18 protein-coding genes are annotated in these 18,590 nt (G+C 65.6%); 5 read left to right on the top strand and 13 right to left on the bottom strand.

All coding sequences use genetic code 11. The annotated features are described in order from the left end of the window. Nucleotides 1–31: 31 nt before the first annotated feature. The gene (gene ndk / locus KHO22_RS00495; RefSeq protein WP_211945135.1) at nucleotides 32–457 is read right to left on the bottom strand and encodes a nucleoside-diphosphate kinase; all 426 of its coding nucleotides are present in this window, start codon (nucleotides 455–457) and stop codon (nucleotides 32–34) included. Between the two features lie 345 nt (nucleotides 458–802). Here ndk and KHO22_RS00490 point away from each other — a divergent pair, with 345 nt between their 5' ends. Then, complete coding sequence (locus KHO22_RS00490; RefSeq protein ID WP_211945134.1) at nucleotides 803–1,504, top strand: Bax inhibitor-1/YccA family protein; 702 nt, start codon at nucleotides 803–805, stop codon at nucleotides 1,502–1,504. 65 nt (nucleotides 1,505–1,569) lie between these two features. On the opposite strand, the gene rlmD is transcribed toward KHO22_RS00490, so the two are convergent. After that, nucleotides 1,570–2,976 carry a 23S rRNA (uracil(1939)-C(5))-methyltransferase RlmD gene (rlmD, locus tag KHO22_RS00485; protein WP_211945459.1) on the bottom strand — a complete coding sequence of 469 codons (1,407 nt, stop codon included), beginning with the start codon at nucleotides 2,974–2,976 and terminating at the stop codon, nucleotides 1,570–1,572. Between the two features lie 131 nt (nucleotides 2,977–3,107). On the opposite strand from rlmD, the gene KHO22_RS00480 reads away from it, so the two are divergent. Beyond that, nucleotides 3,108–3,962: an endonuclease/exonuclease/phosphatase family protein gene (locus KHO22_RS00480; RefSeq protein WP_211945133.1), complete on the top strand. Its 855-nt coding sequence runs from the start codon at nucleotides 3,108–3,110 to the stop codon at nucleotides 3,960–3,962. A 35-nt stretch (nucleotides 3,963–3,997) separates the two neighbouring features. Here the strand turns inward: KHO22_RS00480 and KHO22_RS00475 are convergent, their stop codons facing one another. The 5 genes from KHO22_RS00475 to surE are packed head-to-tail and all read right to left on the bottom strand — an operon-like array spanning nucleotide 3,998 to nucleotide 8,559. Then, on the bottom strand, nucleotides 3,998–4,834 hold the full coding sequence (locus KHO22_RS00475) for a 3'-5' exonuclease (protein WP_211945132.1): 837 nt from the start codon (nucleotides 4,832–4,834) through the stop codon (nucleotides 3,998–4,000). After that, complete coding sequence (rpoS, locus tag KHO22_RS00470; RefSeq protein ID WP_211945131.1) at nucleotides 4,831–6,009, bottom strand: RNA polymerase sigma factor RpoS; 1,179 nt, start codon at nucleotides 6,007–6,009, stop codon at nucleotides 4,831–4,833. The genes KHO22_RS00475 and rpoS overlap by 4 nt, the downstream gene beginning before the upstream one ends. Nucleotides 6,010–6,015: 6 nt before the next feature. Further along, nucleotides 6,016–6,876 (bottom strand): peptidoglycan DD-metalloendopeptidase family protein, encoded by an 861-nt coding sequence (locus tag KHO22_RS00465; RefSeq protein ID WP_211945130.1) that lies wholly within the window; start codon nucleotides 6,874–6,876, stop codon nucleotides 6,016–6,018. A gap of 8 nt (nucleotides 6,877–6,884) precedes the next feature. Further along, nucleotides 6,885–7,778 carry a protein-L-isoaspartate(D-aspartate) O-methyltransferase gene (locus KHO22_RS00460; protein ID WP_211945129.1) on the bottom strand — a complete coding sequence of 298 codons (894 nt, stop codon included), beginning with the start codon at nucleotides 7,776–7,778 and terminating at the stop codon, nucleotides 6,885–6,887. A 28-nt stretch (nucleotides 7,779–7,806) separates the two neighbouring features. Further along, nucleotides 7,807–8,559, bottom strand: a complete 753-nt coding sequence (gene surE / locus KHO22_RS00455; protein ID WP_211945128.1) for a 5'/3'-nucleotidase SurE — start codon at nucleotides 8,557–8,559, stop codon at nucleotides 7,807–7,809. A gap of 208 nt (nucleotides 8,560–8,767) precedes the next feature. Between surE and KHO22_RS00450 the strand changes: the two genes are divergently transcribed. Next, nucleotides 8,768–9,742, top strand: coding sequence for an NADPH:quinone oxidoreductase family protein (locus tag KHO22_RS00450; RefSeq protein ID WP_211945127.1), 975 nt, complete (start codon nucleotides 8,768–8,770; stop codon nucleotides 9,740–9,742). A 174-nt stretch (nucleotides 9,743–9,916) separates the two neighbouring features. Here KHO22_RS00450 and KHO22_RS00445 read toward each other — a convergent pair whose 3' ends face one another. Further along, a complete protein-coding gene (locus KHO22_RS00445; protein WP_211945126.1) occupies nucleotides 9,917–10,975 on the bottom strand; it encodes a porin in 1,059 nt (352 codons plus the stop codon). 470 nt (nucleotides 10,976–11,445) lie between these two features. Between KHO22_RS00445 and KHO22_RS00440 the strand changes: the two genes are divergently transcribed. Further along, nucleotides 11,446–12,126, top strand: coding sequence for a response regulator (locus KHO22_RS00440; protein ID WP_211945125.1), 681 nt, complete (start codon nucleotides 11,446–11,448; stop codon nucleotides 12,124–12,126). After that, nucleotides 12,123–13,538 (top strand): sensor histidine kinase, encoded by a 1,416-nt coding sequence (locus KHO22_RS00435; protein ID WP_211945124.1) that lies wholly within the window; start codon nucleotides 12,123–12,125, stop codon nucleotides 13,536–13,538. Before KHO22_RS00440 ends, KHO22_RS00435 begins: the two co-directional genes overlap by 4 nt. A 7-nt stretch (nucleotides 13,539–13,545) precedes the next feature. On the opposite strand, the gene KHO22_RS00430 is transcribed toward KHO22_RS00435, so the two are convergent. The 5 genes from KHO22_RS00430 to KHO22_RS00410 form a co-directional block, all read right to left on the bottom strand. Beyond that, complete coding sequence (locus KHO22_RS00430) at nucleotides 13,546–14,337, bottom strand: ABC transporter permease (RefSeq protein WP_211945123.1); 792 nt, start codon at nucleotides 14,335–14,337, stop codon at nucleotides 13,546–13,548. A 35-nt stretch (nucleotides 14,338–14,372) separates the two neighbouring features. Further along, nucleotides 14,373–15,185, bottom strand: a complete 813-nt coding sequence (locus KHO22_RS00425; RefSeq protein WP_211945122.1) for an ABC transporter ATP-binding protein — start codon at nucleotides 15,183–15,185, stop codon at nucleotides 14,373–14,375. Nucleotides 15,186–15,316: 131 nt separating this feature from the next. Further along, nucleotides 15,317–16,360 (bottom strand): ABC transporter substrate-binding protein, encoded by a 1,044-nt coding sequence (locus KHO22_RS00420; RefSeq protein WP_211945121.1) that lies wholly within the window; start codon nucleotides 16,358–16,360, stop codon nucleotides 15,317–15,319. 168 nt (nucleotides 16,361–16,528) lie between these two features. After that, entirely contained in the window at nucleotides 16,529–17,542 is a 1,014-nt protein-coding gene (locus KHO22_RS00415; RefSeq protein ID WP_211945120.1) for a Bug family tripartite tricarboxylate transporter substrate binding protein, read from the bottom strand. 78 nt (nucleotides 17,543–17,620) lie between these two features. Further along, the gene (locus KHO22_RS00410; RefSeq protein WP_420839569.1) at nucleotides 17,621–18,586 is read right to left on the bottom strand and encodes a hydroxymethylglutaryl-CoA lyase; all 966 of its coding nucleotides are present in this window, start codon (nucleotides 18,584–18,586) and stop codon (nucleotides 17,621–17,623) included. Nucleotides 18,587–18,590: the final 4 nt, after the last annotated feature.

Here is an 18,590-nt window from a genome sequence, read left to right as displayed (position 1 = left end):
TGTCAGTCTAGTCTTGTGAAAAACCAGACAATCAGCGGCTGTAAACGTTCATGCCCGGGAAGAAGAAGGCAACTTCCACAGCGGCGGTTTCAGCAGCGTCCGAGCCGTGCACGGCGTTGGCATCGATGCTGTCGGCGAAGTCGGCGCGGATGGTGCCCTTTTCGGCCTTTTTCGGGTCGGTGGCGCCCATCAGCTCACGGTTCTTGGCGATGGCGTTCTCGCCTTCCAGAGCCTGGATCATGACCGGGCCCGAAACCATGAAGTCGACCAGATCCTTGAAGAACGGGCGTTCCTTGTGGACAGCGTAGAACTGCTCGGCTTCGCCGCGCGACAGGTGTGCCATCTTGGCAGCGATGACCTTCAGGCCAGCAGCTTCGAAACGGGCGTAGATCTGGCCGATAACGTTCTTGGCCACGGCATCCGGCTTGATAATCGACAGGGTGCGTTCGATCGCCATGAAAAACTCCGAAAAATGAAGGGGTTACAAATGGATTAAACGTGCAATTCTAGCACGAGACGATGACGGTTTCGAGCGCGCACCCCCTTGGCCAGCGCCACGGCAGCGAGATGCGGCGCTGCAACATACGATGAGGCACATTCTCCATATTCTTGCACCGGGCCATGCACGGAACGCAATACATGCAAAACCGTCAAACGTGAGCAACAAAGCAGACCGCAATTCCACATAAGTGCCCGATATGACACTTTAATCCACTTGCAATTCCGCAAAGGCGATGCCACATTGGCGATGCGTCGGCACCGGGTTGCCCCGGCGCCTCACCGTTAAGAAACAGGAGTCACCATGGATAACAAGCTGAACACCTACGGTTTCGGCAATGCGTCGACGGTCAGTGATGTCGTCGTGCGCAACCGGGTCTTGCGCAACACCTACTGGCTGCTGGCCATCTCGATGATCCCCACCGTGCTCGGCGCGTGGATCGGCGTGGCGACCGGCTTCAGCTTCATGGCGGGCAGCCCCGGCCTCTCGCTGATCCTCTTCCTCGGCATCGCGTTCGCGTTCTTCTTCGGGATCGAGAAGACCAAGAACAGCAGCATGGGCGTGGTCCTGCTGCTGGCCTTCACGTTCTTCATGGGACTGATGCTGTCGCGCCTGATCGGCGCGGTGCTGCAGTTCTCGAACGGACCGGCACTGATCATGTATGCCTTTGGCGGCACCGCGGCGGTATTCGGCGCCATGGCCACCATCGCCACGGTCAGCAAGCGTGATTTCTCGGGCCTGAGCAAGTTCCTGTTCGTCGGCGTGATCCTGCTGATCCTGGCAAGCGTGGCCAATATCTGGCTGCAACTGCCGTCGCTGATGATCACGGTGTCGGTCATCGCCATCGGCATTTTCTCGGCCTACATCCTGTTCGATGTGCAGCGCGTGGTGAACGGCGGTGAAACCAACTACATCACCGCCACGCTGGCGATCTACCTCGACGTCTACAACGTGTTCGCGAACCTGCTGGCCCTGCTGGGCATTTTCGGCGGCAGCCGGGACTGACGCAGCCACAGGCAAGATAAAAAAACGCCGGCCATCTGGCCGGCGTTTTTCATTGGGCGGCGATTTCAGGCCGCCCCAGCCTGCCCACGCTCGAACACGGCAATCGACTCGACGTGCGAGGTATGCGGGAACATGTTGACGACGCCTGCGCCCACCAGCCGGTAGCCGGCCTCGTGCACCAGCAGGCCGGCATCGCGGGCCAGCGTCGAGGGGCTGCACGATACGTAGACGATCCGGCTCGGGAGCACGTCGCTGCCTTGCTGCGCCAGCTCGCCCAGCGCCTTGCACACGGCCAGCGCACCTTCGCGCGGGGGATCGACCAGCCAGCGGTCGAAGCGGCCCAGCGCGGCGATGTCCTCGGCGGTGACTTCAAACAGATTGCGGCAGGCGAATTCCGTCTTGTGCGCCAACCCGTTGTGGCCGGCATTGGCCAGCGCCCGGGTTGTCAGGGCTTCGCTGCCTTCGATACCCATGACCGAGCGGCCCTGCGTGGCCAGCGGGAGCGTGAAGTTGCCGATGCCGCAGAACAGGTCGAGCAGGCGGTCTTGCGGCTGGGCGTCCAGCAGGCGCAACGCACGGCCGATCAGCACGCGGTTGATCTGGTGGTTGACCTGCGTGAAATCCGTCGGCTTGAACGGCATGCGGATGCCGAACTCGGGCAGCGTGTAGGCCAGCTCCCGGTCAAGCGGATAGAACGGCGCAACGGTGTCCGGCCCCTTGGGCTGGAGCCAGAACTGGACATTGTGCTGATCGGCGAAAGTGCGCAGCAGATCCTTGTCCGCATCCGTGAGCGGTTCCAGGATACGCAGCACCAGCGCCGTGACCTCGTGGCCGACCGCCAGCTCGATCTGCGGCATGCGATCGAGGATCGAGAGACTCCCCACCAGTTCGCGCAACGGCACCAGCATCGCGGAGATATGTGGCGGAAGAATCTCGCAGGTCTTCATGTCCGCCACATAGCTGCTCTTGCGCTCGTGGAAGCCGACCAGCACCCCGCCCTTCTTGGCGACGTGCCGCACGGTCAGGCGCGCGCGATAGCGATAGCCCCAGTCCGGACCGGCAATGGGCCGGAACATCACTTCCGGCCGGACTTTCGACAAATGCCAGAGGTTGTCTTCGAGCACACGCTGCTTGATGGCGAGTTGCGCGCGCGAATCCAGGTGCTGCATGGAGCAGCCGCCGCAGACGCCGAAATACTGGCAGCCCGGCTTGACCCGCATCACCGATTCACTCCGGATTTCGAGCAGGTGGGCCTGCTCGTAGCTCGGCTTGCGCCGGTAGCTCTTGTAGCTGACGGTCTCGCCGGGCAGCGCACCCTCGACGAAGATCACCTTGCCGGGCGTACCGTCCTCATTGACCAGGCGGCCGACGCCGCGGGCCTCCATGTCGAGGCTGTCAATGGAAACCACGGGATCGGCACCGGGCGCGGCGGCAGCGGGAGCGGCAGATGCCGCACGCGGCGTTGCCGGCATTTCTTGCGGAGAGGACACGACTTGGGACACCAGACGAAACCTGACGTATTGTTTTGCGAAAGCGCGATTGTAGTCCAGTCACGCCGCGCGAAACCTGTGCAACGGCCGCGCAACGCGAAAGGAGCGATGCGATGGAACTGATTTCATGGAATATCCAGTGGGGCCGGGGCGCCGACGGACAGGTCGACCTGTCGCGCGGCGTGGCCACCATGCGCGCGATGGCCGATGCCGACGTCATCTGTCTGCAGGAGGTCACGCGCGGCTTCGGCGACTTGCGCGGGGCACCGGGTGCCGACCAGGTGGCTGAGCTGGCAGCGTTGCTACCTGGCTATCGGGTGATGTTCGCCCCGGGCGTCGACCGCTTCGGCGGCGACGGCAGTCCGCGCCAGTTCGGCAACCTGATCGCCACGCGACTACCGGTGCATGAGGTATTCCGCCACGCCCTGCCCTGGCCTCCGGATCCCGACGTGGCCTCGATGCCGCGCGTGGCACTGGAGGCCACGGTGCAATCGGGCAGCAAGCGGCTGCGCGTCATCTGCACGCACCTGGAATACTATTCGGCGAACCAGCGCGCGGCCCAGGCCGACGCCTTGCGCAACTGGCACGCCGAGGCCTGCGGCCAGGCGCGCCGGCCCGGCCGCAGCGAATCGACGCCGGGACCGTTCACGCCTGAAGCCCGGCCATCGGAAGCCGTCCTGTGCGGCGACTTCAACAGCAAACCCTCGGACATTGCGTACCGACGCATGCTGGAGCCCTTCGACGACGGCACCACGCCGTGGCGCGACGCCTGGTTGCTCAGGCATCCGGGCCAGCCGCACGCCCCCACCTGCGCCATGTATGACAAGGAGCAATGGCCCGAGCCGCCCTTCGCGTGCGATTTCGTCTTCGTTACGGAAAATCTTGCCGGCCAGGTCAGCCGATGCGAGGTCAATGCCGCGACCAAGGACTCGGATCACCAGCCCATCGTGCTGTCACTGGATATCTGAGGAAGGCCCGCGCCACCGGCCGGCCCGCCGGTGGCTCAGTCGAGCTGTTCGTCTTCGGGCGTCAGTCGCTTCAGGCGGAACGCCTGGAGGTATTCCATCCATTGTTCGCCAGGCAGCTCTGCCAGCGACTCCTGCACCAGTTCCATCTCCTGGTCGAACTCGCGCGGCGTCACGCCACCCCGCATCAGCTGGAAGCGGCAGTACATCAGGTACGTGTTGACGACGTCGGTCTCGCAGTAAGCACGGATCGCCTCCAGCTGGCCATCCTGGAACGCGCGCCATACCTTGCTGCCATCCATGCCCATCTTGCCCGGGAAGCCGCACAGCTTGGCCAGATCATCCAGCGGAGCGCTAGCGCGAGGCTGGTACATGGCAAGCAGGTCCATCAGGTCCAGATGCCGCATGTGGTAGCGGCTGATGTAGTTGTTCCACTTGAAGTCGCGGCTGTCGTCGTCGCGGCCCTCGCCCATTTCCCAGTAGCGCGGCGCGGCCACGCCGTGGACCAGGCCGCGGTAGTGCAGCACGGGCAAGTCGAATCCACCGCCATTCCACGACACCAGCTGCGGGCTGTAACGCGCAATCAGTTCGTAGAATTTCTGGATCAGCGTCGCTTCGCCATCCTCGAGGGTTCCCAGCGAGCCGACATGGAAGACGGCCGACCCGTCGCGCTGCGTACGGCGCAACACGCAGGAGATCGCTGCCACACGCTGCAGATAGTGCGGCAGAAAATCGCTTCCGGTCTTTTCGCGGCGGGCTGAGAACGCATGCTCGGCGACTTCGTCGTCGCTCATCGATGCGGGATGGTCATGCAAACGGCGCAGGCCGTCGACATCGGGAATGGTCTCGATGTCGAATACCAGCACAGGAGTCATAGAACAGCGTCCTTCCTGACACCTTGCGAAGCGAAATGCCGCTTGAGCTTGACCAGGGCTTCCTGCTGGATCTGGCGCACGCGCTCGCGCGTCAGGCCCATTTCCTCGGCCAGCTCTTCAAGCGTGGCCGGTTCGATGTGGTTGAGCCCGAAGCGGCGCTCCACCACATAGCGGTGCTTTTCCGACAGGCGGGCCAGCCACAGCTTCATCAGCCCTTCGAGCTCGCGGTGCGCGACCTCCTGGTCCGGCGCGGCGTTGTGCTCGTCGGAAAGGAAGTCCAGCAGGCTGGAGCCCGGGTCCAGGTCAAACGGCGTATCGAGCGAGGTGGTATGTTCGTTAAGCGCCAGCACGTCCTGCACCTCGTCAGGCGTCTTGCCCAGCAGGTGGGCAATGTCTTCGAGGCTGGCGTCGCGGCCGTCGGTGCCGCCTTTTTCAAGGTGCCGCTTGGCACGCAGCACCTGGTTGAGTTCACGGATCACGTGGACCGGCAAGCGTACCGTGCGCGCCTGGTTCATGATGGCGCGCTCGATGCTCTGGCGGATCCACCAGGTCGCGTAAGTGGAAAAGCGAAAGCCGCGCGACGGATCGAATTTCTCGATCGCGTGCATCAGGCCGAGATTACCTTCCTCGATCAGGTCCAGCAGCGGCACGCCGCGGTTGAGATACCCCTTGGCGATGCTCACGACCAAGCGCAGGTTACGCTCGATCATGACCTGCCGCGCGGAGAAATCGCCGTCCTTGGCGAGCGTCGAGAAATGCAGCTCCTCGGGCGCGGAAAGCAGCGGCTTGATGCTGATGCGGTTCAGGTAGTGCTGAACCGTATCGGCGGCCAGCTCCGTGTGGAGGACGGTGCGGAAGTCATCGTGCTCCGGCGCGGCGGCCTCGGTGCCATTCTCGCCTTCACTTTCCTCGTCCTCTTCTGCCTCATCCTCGTCGTCATCGCGCAGCTGTCGATCGTTGTCGTCGCTGAGCAGGTCCGCTTCGCGCAGACCGACCGCTGCAGTGGTCGCGATCGGCTCATCGGTGACGGGGAGCAGGTCAGCACCGACATCCTTGTCGAATGCGTCCAGATCAACGCGATCGTCGGCTTGGGCCACACCAGCCTTCACTTCCGGCTGCTTGGGACGGCGAGCCCTGCTGGCGGTTCCGGAGGAGACAGTTTTCTGGCGTGGCATGAACCCTCACTGTGGCGGCAGATACCGCATCGGATCAACCGGTTTTCCGTTCTTGCGGACTTCGAAGTGAAGCTTTACCCGGTCGGTATCACTGTTGCCCATCTCCGCAATCTTCTGCCCCTTTCGGACCGTTGACTGCTCTGCTACGAGCACCTTGTCATTGTGGCCGTAGGCTGTAAGAAATGTCTCATTGTGTTTGATGATGACAAGATTCCCGTAGCCGCGCAAGGGGCCAACGTGAATCACCCGACCGTCGTCGGCAGCCAGGACGGCATCGCCTTTCTTGCCCGCAATATCGATCCCTTTATTACTCTTGTCATCAAATTTACCGAGCAGTTGGCCGGTTGCCGGCCACGCCAGTTTCATGGCCCCGTCGGCCACCGGCGCGGATGTGCCGGCGGACGCTGCGGCACCTGCCGGGGGCGTGTTGGCGGCCGCCGCAGGCGGCACCGGCGTGCCAGCCGGCCGCGCCTGGTCGAGCGGCTGCCCCTGGATCGAACCCGGTGCCACCGGCGTGGTGGTCACGCCCTGGCCGGCATTGACGTCGGCGCCCGGCGGGACGACACGCAACAACTGGCCCACCTCGATCTGGTTGGCGTTGACGATATTGTTCCAGGCCGCGACATCGCGATACGACTGGCCGTTCTCCAGCGCGATACGGTAAAGGGTATCGCCTCGCTTGACCCGATAGTATCCGGGAGGTGCCGGTTCCAGCGGCGCCGCGGCAGTGCCGGCGGTCGAGGTGCGGTCCACCACGGGTGCCGGCATGGGCGAGTTGGCGCAGGCGGCCAGCAGCGCCGCCAGCGTGGAAGCCGCCACAAGCTGGCCAGCGCGTGTGAAATGATGCGAATTCACGATCTTGTGCATAGTTCGACTCAGATGGTGCCCGATTTTAAGGGCACAAAGAAAACGGCTTCAAGCGCGGTCCGGTGAAAGCGATGCCGATTGAGCCGCTCGATCAGCAGGAGCTGCTGCGTGACCGTCTGGCCCGGCGCTCCCGGTGGCGGCATCAGCGCCACTGGCGCAATCAGCCGGCCGCCAATGGCAAGCTGCTCGAGCAGGGCCTGTGGCACGTCCATGCCGGCCGCGGCAAGGATAATGGCCGAGAACGGCGCCGCCTGCGGCAGGCCAAGCATGCCATCGCCATAATGCAGCCGCAGGTTCGGCACGCGCAGCGGCCGCAGGTTCGCCTTCGCCTGTTCATGCAGCGGACGGATGCGCTCGATGGAAAAGACATCACGCGCGACCAGGCTCAGCACCGCGGCCTGGTAGCCGCAGCCGGTGCCGATCTCGAGCACGCGTTCCAATGGTGTGGCCGCCGGCAGGCCTTCACGCAGCAGTTCGATCATGCGAGCGACCACCGACGGCTTTGAGATGGTCTGCTGATGACCAATGGGCAACGCAGCATCCTCATAGGCCTGCGATGCCAGCCCCGGCTCGACGAACAGATGGCGCGGCACGGTGCCAATGGCGGCCAGCACGCGTTCGTCACGGATGCCCGCGGCACGCAGCCGCGCCGCCAGCGCGCCGCGCGCGCGGTCCGACGCCATGCCGCCCCCGCCCGCCGTCGCGGCCGAGGCGCGTGCCTCCACGGCACTCGCCGCGGGCGTCGGCGCGGATGGCTGCTTGTCGCGGACCTTGGCCGGCACCCGCGCCGGACGTGGCGCGCCAACCGCCGGCATGCCGGCGGTACGTGCCGGTTCCGGCTTGCGCTGCACGACCGCGTCCAGCGGCAGGGGAAACTTGCTGCGAGGGGGCGTTGGACTCATCGGGGGCGAGGCACTGCGGCGGGAATGGCTAGTCCAGCCACTGGGCAAGCGCCTCGAGCTGGCCGCGATGCGTCAGGTCGAGCTGCAACGGCGTCAGCGAAACATAGCCCTCGCCCGTCGCGTGGAAATCGGTGCCCTCGCTCGCATCGCGTGCGTCGCCAGCCGCGCCGATCCAGTAGTTGAGATCGCCGCGCGGGTTGACCTGCGCAATCACGGGCTGCGACGGATGCCGCTTGCCCAGCCGCGTAGCGCGGTAGCCCTTGATATGTTCGAAAGGCAGGTTCGGAATATTGACGTTCAGCAGGAACGGCTCGACCGGCGGCGTGGCAATCGCGCGCTCGACCACGGCACGCGCCACGCGTGCGGCAGCGTCAAGATGCTCCCAGCCCTTGTGCACCTGCGAGAATGCAATGGAAGGGATCCCCAGCAGGTAGCCTTCGATGGCGGCCGCGACCGTGCCGGAATACAGCACGTCCTCGCCCATGTTCTGCCCCTGGTTGATGCCGGACACCACCAGGTCAGGTTTCTCGTCGAGCAGGCCGGTCAGTGCGATATGCACGCAATCGGTCGGCGTGCCATTGACGAAGCGGAATCCCTTCTGCACGCCTTCACGCGCCTCGTAGATCGACAGGGGCCGCTGCAGGGTCAGCGAGTTCGAAGCCCCGCTGTGGTTCTGCTCAGGCGCAATCACCGTTATGCGCCCCAGGGGAGCGAGCGCGGCGTGCAAGACGGCGAGTCCTGGCGCGAGATAACCGTCGTCGTTGGCTAGAAGGATGTGCATCCCGCGATTGTACCTGACGAAGCCTGCACAAGCGGCCTCTCAAGGCACCGCGAAAGCCGCCGCCCGGCGCCAGCATTCGCCATCGCAAACGGGTGAAAGCGAGGAACAGAACGATCGTGCTATTTGCGCTACACTTAGCTTTGCCGCCTGCCCGCTGCCAGCGGGCAGACGCCAGGATTTAACACCCATACCTATCACCGGAGACAAGATGAAAGCCGTTCTGTGCAAAGCCTGGGGGCCGCCCGATTCCCTGACCGTCGAAACCCTGCCGGATCCGGTCCCGGATCAGGGCGAAGTGCTCATCGAGGTAAAGGCCGCCGGCGTGAATTTCCCGGATGTGCTCATCATCCAGAACAAATACCAGGCCAAGCCGGAACTGCCGTTCACACCAGGCTCTGAACTGGCCGGCATCGTCACCGCGGTCGGCGCCGGCGTGAGCCACGTCAAGCCTGGCGACCACGTGATTGCCTATCTCGGCAATGGCGCCTTCGCCTCGCACGTGAAGGCTCCCGCCAACAAGGTCATGCCGATGCCACCGGGCATCGATTTCGACACCGCGGCAGCCTTCACCCTGACCTACGGCACCTCGCACCATGCCGTGGTGGACCGCGGCGAACTCAAGGCTGGCCAGACCATGCTGGTACTGGGCGCCGCCGGCGGCGTCGGCCTCGCTGCGATCGAGATCGGCAAGGCCATCGGCGCACGCGTCATCGCAGCGGCCTCCACCGATGAAAAGCTCGCGGTCTGCAAGGAGCACGGCGCCGACGCGCTGATCAACTACAGCACCGAGGACTTGCGCGAACGCGTCAAGGCACTGACCGATGGCAACGGTCCGGACGTCATCTACGATCCCGTGGGCGGCATCTATGCCGAGCCGGCGTTCCGCTCCATCGCCTGGCGCGGCCGCTATCTGGTGGTGGGCTTCGCCAACGGCGAGATCCCGAAGATCCCGCTCAACCTGGCGCTGCTCAAGGGCGCATCGCTGGTGGGGGTGTTCTGGGGAGAATTCGTGCGGCGCGAACCGCGTGCCAACCAGGCCAATATGGCGCAAATGCTGGGCTGGGTGAAGGAGGGCAAACTGCGCCCGCACATTTCCGCGCGCTACTCGCTGGAACAGGCTCCGCAGGCGCTCAAGGACATGGAAGCGCGCAAGGTGACCGGCAAGGTCGTGATCGTTCCCTGAGACGAAAGCGGTCAAAAAATAAGGGCGCAGTGCGTGCGGCAACACGCTGCGCCCTCCGATGGGGCAATTCGCCCCAAGCTGTCTTCCACCTGAATGCACACCCCTACTGGCAGCGGAAGACAGTTCCCAAAATCAGCAATCAGCGGATTGCTGCATCGACATGAACCCGGCGCGTCAGAAGCGGTGCTGCAGGCCAGCCATCACGCCGGTCTGGCTGTTGGCAAAGCCGACGAAATCGCGCGACAGGCTGACGTTCTGGCCGTTGCGGGCCTTGGCGTAACCGGCCGACAGATAGGCCAGCGTGCGCTTCGAGAACGCGTACTGCGCGCGCAGCGAGAACAGGATCGGATCGGCGTCGGTGCCACCCTTGATGTTCTGCTTGTAGACCGCGCCATACAGCGTGAAAGCCGGCGTGAAGTCGTAGCTGGCGCCACCCCAGTACATGTCGCTGCGCTCCGAAGCCGCGCCGGTGGTCAGCGTGCGCTTGTAGTTGCGGTAGCCCGCGAACAGCGACAGGCTGCCGAAGTCATAGCTGGCACCGGCGTGAATGCCCTGGATGTAGTCGGTGGCATCGGCGGGCGTGGTGCTGCTGCCAGCGCCGTTCTGGCGGTCCCAGGTCGCCGCGGCGGCGAACTTGCCAGCGTTGTAGCCGACGCCGAGGGCATACTTGGACGCCGTCTTGAAATCACCGGCCACTTCGCCCATGGCCGCGGTCGCGCCCAGCTTGAGGCCGCCGAACACGCCGTCATAGCGGATGGCATTCGACGCGCGCGAAAACAGCCCGTCCTTGCGGCCGCCGGTGGCGGTCGAAGACGTCGCCCACGAATAATTCGGCGCGTAGCCCATCGGATCGAAAGGCAGCATGAAATCGTAGGTCGTGGTGAAGGTGCGGCCCATCACCACCTGGCCATAGCTGCTGCTCAGGCCCACCGTCGCGCGGCGATCGAACAGCGTGCCGCTGGTATCGAGGTTGCCGGTGTCGATGGCGATGCCGCTTTCCAGATTGAAGAGCGCCTTCAGGCCACCGCCCAGGTCCTCGGTACCCCGGATGCCCCAGCGCGAGGTATTGCGGCCGCCCGAAGTCAGCTTGACCACGGAGCCATTCGGCCCGGCATGGTTGACATACTCGACCCCCGCATCCACCAGGCCATACATCGTCACGCTCGACTGCGCGAAGGCCGAACCGGTACCCGTCAGACCGATGCAGGCCAGTGCCAGTGCCGTACGTTTCATTCTTTCTCTCCTTGATTTGCTTGTTGTGGTGATGCCAGTCGCTCGCGCCGGAGGATCTTGTCCGCCGGGCAAGCCGGCGGCGCATTGCGTTGGAGTCGTGGCCGCCCCGCGCCGGCCCCGGTGCCGGCAACCGTCTGCCGGCACATCCATCACAACTGTCCCCTGGTCGTTATGGCGTTCCATCCGGCAAGCGGTGGAACGCTGGAATGGCGGCATCGTATGGGAACGGCACTTTCAGTTCGCTTTCGGGCGAAAGCGCTTTGGCGCGTGTTGCACCAATACGGGGTTGGGAGTTTCCCTAGCTTCAAAGTTTGGGCACTTCGCGGTATGAGTCTGGGCCACTCCACTGACTGAATTGCCCCAAGGCTGTGCGCCGTGACGGGTCACGGACATGCACACCCGGCTTGTGCAGCGAGCGCCGCCCGTCCGTGCCACCGCGTTGCCTGCCTTGCCGCTTTGAATTCCCCCTGATGCGTATCCTGCTTGCCGAAGACAACGTGATGCTGGCCAACTCCCTGACGCAGGCCATGACCCAGGCCGGCTTCGCGGTCGACTGCATGCACGACGGCCGCAGCGCCGACCACCTGCTGGCCACGCAGGACTATGCGCTGCTGATCCTGGACCTGGGCCTGCCGCGGCTCGACGGCCTTGAAGTGCTGCGCCGGCTGCGCCAGCGCCGCAACCGGATGCCCGTGCTGATCCTGACCGCCCATGGCTCGGTCGAAGACCGCGTGCGCGGCCTGGACCTGGGCGCGGACGACTACCTGGCCAAGCCCTTCGACCTGTCGGAACTCGAAGCGCGCGCGCGTGCGCTGATCCGCCGCAGCCACGGGCACGAATCCACGCAGCTCGATTGCGGCCCGCTGCACTACGACACGATTAGCCACGCTTTCACGATCGACGGTGAACTGCTGCAGCTCACGCGGCGCGAGCGGTCGGTGCTGGAGGTGCTGATGCTGCGCGATGGCAAGGCCGTGAACAAGTCGGCCCTGTCCGAGAAGATCTTCGGCATCGACGAGTCGGTCAACCCGGATGCGATCGAGATCTACATCCACCGCCTGCGCAAGAAGCTCGATGGCAGCGGCGTGGCCATCGTCACCTTGCGGGGCCTCGGCTACCTGCTCGAAGCGCGGCCAGATCCCGCGCCATGAGCATCCTGGGCAGGACGCCGAGCCTGCGCCTGCAACTGTCGCTGTGGCTGCTGCTGCCGCTGCTGGGACTGCTGGCGCTGGATGCCTGGCTGACGTACGAGCGCGCCATGTCGGCGGCGCACACGGCCTTCGACCGCACGCTCGAAGCGTCGCTGCGCGCCATGCGCGAGGGCATCGCCCTGCGCGATGGCCGGCTGGAGATCGACGTGCCGAACCTCGCCCTGGAGCTGTTCGACGACAAGGCCGGCCCGCACGTCTTCTACCAGGTGCGCGACGACCATGGGGAAACGGTCACCGGCTACAACCTGCCGGGGCCGCCTGGCGCGCGCCCGCCGCTGTACCGGACCGTGTTCTACGACACCGTTTTCCACGAACAGCCAGTGCGCATGGCGGCGCAGGCACTGCCGATCCATGACGTCGGCTCGGCGCGCAGCCAGCTGGTATGGATCGTGATCGGCGAAACCATCGAGCCGCGCCAGGCGCTGGCCCGCGAGATCCTGGTCGGCTCGCTGCTGCAGGAGCTCGTGCTCGTGGCGCTGGCGCTGGGCATCGTCTGGCTCGGCGTGCGCCGCGGGCTGCGGCCCCTGCACCGCCTGTCCGATACCGTGGCCGCGCGCAGCGCCAGCCAGCTCGACCCGATCGAGCACCGCGACCTGCCCTCCGAAATGAAGCCGCTGGTGCGCGCGCTCAACCAGTACGTCGATCGCCTGCACCGCATGCTGCAGGCGCGCAAGCGCTTCCTTGCCGATGCCGCGCACCAGCTCAAGACGCCGCTGGCCGTGATCCAGGCCGAGTCCGAACTGGCGCTGCGCGAGCCCGATGGCGAGCGCGTGCGCGCACACATGCGCGTGCTGCACGGCACCGTGCGCCATGCCGCCAAGGGCGTGCAGCAACTGCTGTCGCTGTCGCGGCTCGACCCCGAAAGCGGTTACGCGCCCACGCTGCGCGAGGTCCCGCTCGATGGCGCGGCACGCGCGGTTGCGCTCGAATGGGCGCCGGTCGCGCGCCGGCTGGGCATCGATCTCGGATTCGAGGGAGATGGCCCGGTGACAGTGCGCGGGCAAATGGAACTGCTGCAGGAACTGACCGCCAACCTCATCGACAATGCCATCCGCTATGCGGGCGATGGCTCCGCTGTCACGGTCAGGGTCGCGCAGGAAGCGGACGGCGCCGCCCTGCTGCAGGTGATCGACAATGGCCCCGGCATTGCCCCGGCCGAGCGCGAAGACGTGTTCCGGCGCTTCTACCGCGGCGAAAGCGGCCAGGGCGTGGAAGGCACCGGGCTTGGGCTGCCCATCGTCAGGGAGATCGCCCGGCTGCATGAGGCCGCCGCCGGCCTGGAAGAGACCCCCGGCGGCGGCCTGACCGTCACGGTCCGCTTTCCGGCACCGGGCGGCCAGCCGCTTGCCTAGCTTCTGTTCAGAGCTTTTCGGTCTCGCCGGTCTTCGGCTGCCACTTCATCAGCCGCTTTTCGCCGGTTCCGACCATCCAGTCCAGCACCAGTGCGAACGCCGTCAGGACCACGATGCCAGCGAACACGGTGTTGATGTCGAACGTGCCCTCCGCCTGCAGGATCAGGTAGCCCACGCCGCGCGCGGAGCCGAGGTATTCGCCCACCACCGCGCCGACGAAGGCCAGGCCCACCGACGTGTGCAATGACGAAAACACCCAGCTCGTCGCGCTCGGCAGGTACACATGGCGCAGCAGCTGCTGGCGGTTGGCGCCGAGCATGCGCGCATTGGCCAGCACCACCGGGCTGACTTCCTTCACGCCCTGGTAGACGTTGAAGAACACGATGAAGAACACCAGCGTCACGGCCAGCGCCACCTTGGACCAGATGCCCAGGCCGAACCACACCGCGAAGATCGGCGCCAGGATCACGCGCGGCATCGAGTTCATCGCCTTTACGTACGGATCGAGGATCGCAGAGGTCAGCGGGCTCAGCGCCAGCCACAGGCCCACGCCCAGGCCGGCCACGGTGCCAATGCCGAAGGCCAGCACCGTTTCGAGCAGCGTCACGCCGAGATGCAGGTAGATATCGCGCTCGACGATAAACCAGTTCCAGATGCGCTGCGCCACCATCAGCGGCTCGCCAAAGAAGAAGGCGATCTCTTGCGAGCGCGTGGCGAAGTGCCACACGCCGAGGATCACCACCAGGACCAGCAGCTGCCAGACGCGCAGCATGCCCTTGGAGTCAGGACGGAATGCCATGGGAATTCGGATTCGGTGTCAGGTTGGCGTGGGGTTCAGGCGGCGTTGCGCTGCTGGGCATAGCCCTTGAGGACCTCTTCGCGCAGCACGTCCCAGATCGCGGCGTGCAGCTCGACAAAGCGCGGATGATTGCGGATCTCCGCCACGTCGCGCGGACGCGGCAGGTCGATGGCGAACTCGCCGATCGGATGCGTGCCGGGTCCGGCGGACAGCACCACCACGCGGTCGCTCATGGCAATCGCCTCGTCGAGGTCGTGCGTGATGAACAGCACCGCCTTGCGCTTGGCCGCCCACAGGTCCAGCACCTCGTTCTCCATCAGCTGGCGCGTCTGGATATCGAGCGCGGAGAACGGTTCGTCCATCAGGATGATGTCCGGGTCCAGCACCAGCGTCTGCGCCAGGCTGACACGCTTGCGCATGCCGCCCGAGAGCTGGTGCGGATAGCGGTCGCCGAAGCCGCCCAGGCCCACGCGGCGCAGCCATTCCTCGCCCTGCTTCACCGCTTCGGCACGCGGCACGCCGCGGAACGCCAGGCCGGCCACCACGTTGTCGAGCGCGCTGCGCCATGGCATCAGCGCCTCGGCCTGGAACATGTAGCCGGCGCGCCGGTTGATGCCGCGCAGCGTCTCGCCAAATACCGTGACTTCGCCGCTGGACGGCTCCAGCAGGCCGGCGCCGACATTGAGCAGCGTGGATTTGCCGCAGCCGGTCGGGCCGACCACGGAGACGAACTCGCCCGGCTGGATCGCCAGGGTAACGTCTTTGACCGCCGTATAGCGCTGGCTGCGGTCTTCGCGCGAGACAAAGGTGCAGGTGACCTTGTCGAGGGAAAGTGCGGGAGTGCTCATGGGAAACCGTCTGGTTCGCCTTGCCGGAAGTGCCGGTAAGTGCCGGCCCGGATCGAGTGAGTGAATGGCCACCGCCGCCCAAAGCAAAGGCCCGCTGCGCACAGCGGGCCGGCAGCGGAGGTGGCGCGGGCTTACTTGTACTTGGCGTTGGCCTTCTGCACGAACGCGTTGGTGTACGTGTCTTCCAGCCTGATGGTCTTGCCCTTCAGTTCGGCATCGAACTGCTGCAGCATGTTCTGCGCGGTGCGCGGACCGTCAGCCGGCATCATGCCGTCCGGCGAGATGGCTTCCTTGACCTTGTCCCAGGCCGCCAGGTACAGCGCGCGGTCGCCCAGCAGGTAGCTCTCCGGCACGGTCTTGACGATGTCGGACGGGCCGGCCTTCTGCAGCCACTTCAGCGCGCGCACCATGGCATTGGTCAGCGCCTGCGTGGTGTTCGGATTCTGCTGGATGAACGCCGCCGACGCATACAGGCAGCCCGACGGCATGTTGCCGCCGAACACCGCTTGCGTGTCCTTGAGCGTGCGGGTATCCGACGCGATGCGGACCTCGTTCTTCTGCGTCAGCATCGAAATCACGGGGTCCAGGTTGGCCATGGCGTCGATCTGGCCCGAACGCATCGCGGCCACCGCGCCGGCGCTGGCGCCCACGCCGATGAACGACACGTCCGACGGCTTGAGGCCGGCCTTGGCCAGCACGAAGTTCGCCATCATGTTGGTCGACGAGCCCGGCGCGGTCACGCCGATCTTCTTGCCCTTCAGGTCGGCGATCGACTTGAAGCCCGGCATGGTCTTGTTCGACACCACCAGCACGATCTGCGGCGCGCGGCCCTGCAGCACGAACTCCTGGTAGCGCTGGCCCTTGGCCTGCAGGCCGATGGTGTGCTCGAACGCGCCGGACACCACGTCCGCGCTGCCGCCGACGACGGCCTGCAGCGCCTTGGCGCCGCCGGCGAAGTCGACGATCTCGACGTCCAGCCCTTCTTCCTTGAAGTAGCCAAGCCGCTCCGCGATGGTCAGCGGCAGGTAATAGAACAGGTTCTTGCCGCCGACGGCGATCGTCACCTTGGTCTTTTCCGGCTTGCCCTGTGCCTGCGCCTGGCCGAAGGTGAACCACCCTGCCAGGAACAACGCCAGCGCGATCAGCAACTGTTTCCAGAATTTCTTGTTATACATTCGATTCTCCTGCCCGTTGGGGTCTGCAAACGGCGTGCCGCGCGGCGGCCCAATGCGATGCTAGCGGACGCTTCGCCGAACCGCATCGGGGCGAACACCTAAGGCCGGCCGAATGGCAGCCGGCGCCAGCATACCCCCCTTTGCTTTCGATCGGCTTGCCACCCGCGCTTACTCGGCGTGGATATCGGCGGACTTGATTACCTTGGCCCAGCGCGCCAGTTCCGCGCGCTGGTACTGCGCGAGTTGCTGCGGACCCATGAAGGCGGCTTCCGCGCCGAGTTCCTCGGCCTTCTTGCGGAAAGCGTCGGTGCGCATGATCTTTTCGATATCGCCGGCCAGCTTGTCGATCACGGGCTTGGGCGTGCCCGCCGGTGCGTACATGGCGAACCACGACGACACCTCCAGATCGGGGTAGCCCGCTTCCGGCGCCGACGGCACGTCCTTCAGGCTGGGCAGGCGGGTCTTGCTGGTCACCACGAGCGGGCGCAGCTTGCCCGCGGCGATATGGCCCATCAGCGGCGGCGGCGTGGTCATGGTCATGTCCACGTTGCCGCCGAGCAGGTCCGTCATCGCCGGACCGGTGCCTTTGTACGGCACGTGGGTGATGTGGATCCCCGCCATCTGGTTCAGCAACTCGGTCGAGACGTGCTGCAGCGAGCCGTTGCCCGACGATGCATAGTTCAGCTTGTCCGGATGGCTCTTGGCATAGGCCACCAGCTCCTTGAGCGACTTGACCGGCAACCCCTGGCGCACCACCAGCACCTGCGGCGCCGACAGCAGGTTGGCCACCGGCGCGAAATCCTTGACCGGGTCCCACGGCAGGTTCTTCACCAGCAGCGGCGTGATGACATGGAAGCCCGAGTACTGCACCAGCAGCGTGTAGCCGTCAGGCTTGGCCCGTGCCACCACCTGCGCGGCGATGCTGCCGTTGCCGCCCGGGCGGTTGTCCACCACCACGGCCTGGCCCAGGGCCCTGGCCAGCGGCTCGGAAATCATGCGGGCCGCGAGGTCGGTGGTACCGCCGGCCGCAGCCGAAACCACCAGGGTGACGGGGCGGCTCGGGTAGCTGCCGTCCTGGGCAAAGGCGCGCGGCGTCGTTGCCGCAATGGCGCCGCCAACGGCGAGCATGGCTGCCGCCATCAGCTTGCGGCGCGCGGGCAGGAAGAAGAAGGCTTGCTTCATGGAATGTCTCCGGTATCGGTATTGACTGATTTTTTTATCGTGACGCGCGCCTTCCGGCAGCGCGCTTGCCGCAGGAAGCTAGTCCTGGCCGACGAAGTGTTCTGCCAGCCAGGCTGGCGGCTGATGCGTGCGCAGGCGCGGACCGGCGCGCAGCAACTGGCTGCCGATGTCGCGGTCCACCAGCGCCGGAATGCCGGCCACGACGTCAAGCAGCGCCGGCAGGTCCACGCCGGTCTGCACGCCCATGCAGGCGAACATGTGCACGAGTTCCTCGGTGCCGACGTTGCCACTGGCGCCAGGCGCATAGGGACAACCGCCCAGGCCGCCGGCAGCGGCATCGAAGCGCGTGACGCCGCTTTCCCATGCCGCCACTGCATTGGCCAGCCCCATGCCGCGTGTGTTGTGCAGATGGATGGTCAGCCCCGCATTCGGCAGGCGCTGCCGGAACTGCGCGCACGTCTGCGCCACCTGGTTCGGATAGGCCATGCCGGTGGTGTCGCACAGCGTGATGCCTTGCGCGCCGGCTTGCGCGAAGGTCTCGGCCAGCACCATCACCGCGTTGCTGTCCACCTCGCCCTCGAACGGGCAGCCGAACACCGTCGACAACGACACGTTGACCGGCACGCCGGCGGCGCGCGCCTGCGCGATCATCGCCAGCAACTGCGCCTGCGACTGCTGGCGCGTCATGCGCAGGTTGGCGCGGTTGTGGGTTTCGCTGACCGACATCACCAGGTTGACCTCGTCCGGCCGGCACGAGAGCGCACGCTCGAGGCCGCGCAGGTTGGGCACCAGCGCGGTGTAGCGCACGCCGGGCTGGCGGTGCATGCGGTGCATCAGGGCCTCGGCATCGGCCAGCGCCGGGATGGCTCTGGCGGACGTGAAAGACGTCGCTTCGATACGCGCGAAGCCGCAAGCGGACAGCGCGTCGAGAAAGGCCACCTTGGCATCGGTCGGCACCACCACCGGCTCGATCTGCAGGCCGTCGCGCGGCGCCACTTCATTGATCTCGATGCGGGCCGGACCGCGCAGGGCCACTGCGGACATTGCG

Source organism: Cupriavidus yeoncheonensis (genome assembly GCF_905397275.1).
Taxonomy (GTDB): domain Bacteria; phylum Pseudomonadota; class Gammaproteobacteria; order Burkholderiales; family Burkholderiaceae; genus Cupriavidus; species Cupriavidus yeoncheonensis.
Note: the sequence above shows the minus strand (reverse complement) of the source record. Positions and strands in the feature narration are given on the sequence as shown.

What these genes read in the sequence shown, in the direction of transcription:
- ndk (WP_211945135.1), bottom strand. Translation starts at nt 457, where the DNA reads ATGGCGATCGAACGCACCCTGTCGATTATCAAGCCGGATGCCGTGGCC.
- KHO22_RS00490 (WP_211945134.1), top strand. Translation starts at nt 803, where the DNA reads ATGGATAACAAGCTGAACACCTACGGTTTCGGCAATGCGTCGACGGTC.
- rlmD (WP_211945459.1), bottom strand. Translation starts at nt 2,976, where the DNA reads ATGCCGGCAACGCCGCGTGCGGCATCTGCCGCTCCCGCTGCCGCCGCG.
- KHO22_RS00480 (WP_211945133.1), top strand. Translation starts at nt 3,108, where the DNA reads ATGGAACTGATTTCATGGAATATCCAGTGGGGCCGGGGCGCCGACGGA.
- KHO22_RS00475 (WP_211945132.1), bottom strand. Translation starts at nt 4,834, where the DNA reads ATGACTCCTGTGCTGGTATTCGACATCGAGACCATTCCCGATGTCGAC.
- rpoS (WP_211945131.1), bottom strand. Translation starts at nt 6,009, where the DNA reads ATGCCACGCCAGAAAACTGTCTCCTCCGGAACCGCCAGCAGGGCTCGC.
- KHO22_RS00465 (WP_211945130.1), bottom strand. Translation starts at nt 6,876, where the DNA reads ATGCACAAGATCGTGAATTCGCATCATTTCACACGCGCTGGCCAGCTT.
- KHO22_RS00460 (WP_211945129.1), bottom strand. Translation starts at nt 7,778, where the DNA reads ATGAGTCCAACGCCCCCTCGCAGCAAGTTTCCCCTGCCGCTGGACGCG.
- surE (WP_211945128.1), bottom strand. Translation starts at nt 8,559, where the DNA reads ATGCACATCCTTCTAGCCAACGACGACGGTTATCTCGCGCCAGGACTC.
- KHO22_RS00450 (WP_211945127.1), top strand. Translation starts at nt 8,768, where the DNA reads ATGAAAGCCGTTCTGTGCAAAGCCTGGGGGCCGCCCGATTCCCTGACC.
- KHO22_RS00445 (WP_211945126.1), bottom strand. Translation starts at nt 10,975, where the DNA reads ATGAAACGTACGGCACTGGCACTGGCCTGCATCGGTCTGACGGGTACC.
- KHO22_RS00440 (WP_211945125.1), top strand. Translation starts at nt 11,446, where the DNA reads ATGCGTATCCTGCTTGCCGAAGACAACGTGATGCTGGCCAACTCCCTG.
- KHO22_RS00435 (WP_211945124.1), top strand. Translation starts at nt 12,123, where the DNA reads ATGAGCATCCTGGGCAGGACGCCGAGCCTGCGCCTGCAACTGTCGCTG.
- KHO22_RS00430 (WP_211945123.1), bottom strand. Translation starts at nt 14,337, where the DNA reads ATGGCATTCCGTCCTGACTCCAAGGGCATGCTGCGCGTCTGGCAGCTG.
- KHO22_RS00425 (WP_211945122.1), bottom strand. Translation starts at nt 15,185, where the DNA reads ATGAGCACTCCCGCACTTTCCCTCGACAAGGTCACCTGCACCTTTGTC.
- KHO22_RS00420 (WP_211945121.1), bottom strand. Translation starts at nt 16,360, where the DNA reads ATGTATAACAAGAAATTCTGGAAACAGTTGCTGATCGCGCTGGCGTTG.
- KHO22_RS00415 (WP_211945120.1), bottom strand. Translation starts at nt 17,542, where the DNA reads ATGAAGCAAGCCTTCTTCTTCCTGCCCGCGCGCCGCAAGCTGATGGCG.
- KHO22_RS00410 (WP_420839569.1), bottom strand. Translation starts at nt 18,586, where the DNA reads ATGTCCGCAGTGGCCCTGCGCGGTCCGGCCCGCATCGAGATCAATGAA.